Annotated in this window: 2 protein-coding genes; both read right to left on the minus strand. The window is 39.8% G+C overall.

The window, feature by feature from the left end:
• On the minus strand, positions 1-268 hold a 268-nt coding region (locus DK441_RS00005), incomplete at its 3' end, for a PorP/SprF family type IX secretion system membrane protein (protein ID WP_160111858.1).
• 76 nt (positions 269-344) lie between these two features.
• Positions 345-1,981: gliding motility-associated C-terminal domain-containing protein (locus DK441_RS27190; RefSeq protein WP_109096932.1), on the minus strand; the 1,637-nt coding region annotated here is incomplete at its 5' end.

A 1,981-nucleotide genomic window follows, 5' to 3' on the forward strand; every position in this document is an offset into this window, starting at 1 on the left:
CTATAGATAGACCTAAACCAACTCGCTCATTACCCCCAATAGGAGTGTTAAAGGTAAGTGTCTGGGTTCGGGGTGCTCCATCTAAACCAACCCATTGACTACGATGAAGACCCATAATACTTAGTACGCCTCGACTACCTGCATAGGCAGGGTTTACACTTATAGTGTTATACATATACTGAGTGTACTGAGCATCTTGTTGTGCATAACTGGCAAAAAACGTAATGCTCAAAAACGCTGTCACAACTATTATCTTTATTTTTTTCATCCGCTCTAATTTAACATTTTTATTTCACCCACGAGTAGATATAATTATACTCGCGGAGAATTTAAATTTTGATTGATTATCTGTTTATGTATAAGTAGCCTGCTCTAGACTTACGTTCACCTGATTCTAAAACATATTCTAAAACATAATAATAGGTACCTACTGGTAATTGATCTGTTCCTTCTATTGTAGTTCTTCCATTTGAGATTCCTCTGAAGAATTGATCATCTCTTCCATAGTTTTTAGTTCCATATACTTTAACACCCCAACGGTTATATATCTCTAAAGTATTCTCTAATCTTTCTATTCCGCTAATTATAAATACATCATTAACACCATCTCCATTTGGAGACATTCCTGTAAAGACTGTAATCCCATCTTCACCTTCTCCTGTTGGCCCGTTAGGTTCTAAATAATCAGGAGTACCATTACCATCTGTATCAAAAGCATCATCTGGATTTCCGTCTCCATTAGGATCTGGATTCTCATCTTCTGTTAAGATTCCATCATTATCGTCATCAGTATCCAAAATATCAGGTATACCATCGCCATCAGTATCCTGAGGATTATTTGGATCGTCTCCTATTTCAAATTCATTTATTACTCCATCACCATCACAATCACCAGAAGAAACCGCACCTGGATTTGGATCACAAGGATCCAAAGGATCTGTACCATCGTTTTCTTCATCAATATCATTAATTCCATCACCATCGGTATCACTAAGGTTTATTTCCACCAATCCAATTGCAATATTGCCTCCGGGATCGGTTGCAACCACATCTATGGTATCCATATCATCAAGTACAGGAAATACTCCACTATCAGGAACAGCTGTATCTGGGTCAATACTCCAATTACCAGTAGCATCAGTTGTTACAGTATAGCTAACCTCTGGGATACCATCTCCGTTTTCATCTACCGTAATAGTTAAGGTCTCATTAGGTTCTCCAGTTCCAGTCAAAGTAGGTGTAATATCATCTGTGGTAAAGCTATCTACTGATATTGTAGTAATATCAATAGTAACTACTCCTGATCCACTGTTACCTGCTACATCAGTAGCGACTACATCTAAAGTATCGTTATCGGTTAATATTGGTAAACTACCACTATCTGGTACTGCAACTCCGGTATCAATACTCCAGTTCCCTGCTGCATCGGTCGTTACTGTATAGGTAACCTCTGGAGTACCATCTCCGTTTTCATCTACTGTAATCGTTAAGGTCTCATTCGCTTCCCCAGTTCCGGTTAAAGTAGGCGTAATATCGTTTGTTGTAAACGTATCTGCTGTAGGAGCCGTAAGATCAATAGTCACTACTCCTGATCCGCTATTACCTCCTGCATCAGTAGCTACAACATCTAAGGTATCATTATCGGTTAATGGTGGTAGGAATCCGCTCGTAGGAACAACAACTCCCGTATCAATACTCCAATCACCAGCTGCATCGGTCGTTACGGTATAGGTAACCTCTGGTGTACCATCTCCGTTTTCATCTACGGTAATCGTTAACGTTTCATTTGCTTCTCCGGTTCCCGTTAAAGTAGGCGTAATATCGTTTGTTGTAAACGTATCTGCTGTAGGAGCCGTAAGATCAATAGTCACTACTCCTGATCCACTGTTGCCTCCGGCATCGGTAGCCACAACATCCAACGTATCATTATCAGTTAGTACTGGTAAACTACCACTATCTGGTACTGCAACTCCAGTATCAA

Origin of the sequence: Aquimarina sp. AU58, assembly GCF_900312745.1 — a bacterium.
In the GTDB taxonomy this organism is placed as follows: Bacteria; Bacteroidota; Bacteroidia; order Flavobacteriales; family Flavobacteriaceae; genus Aquimarina; species Aquimarina spinulae.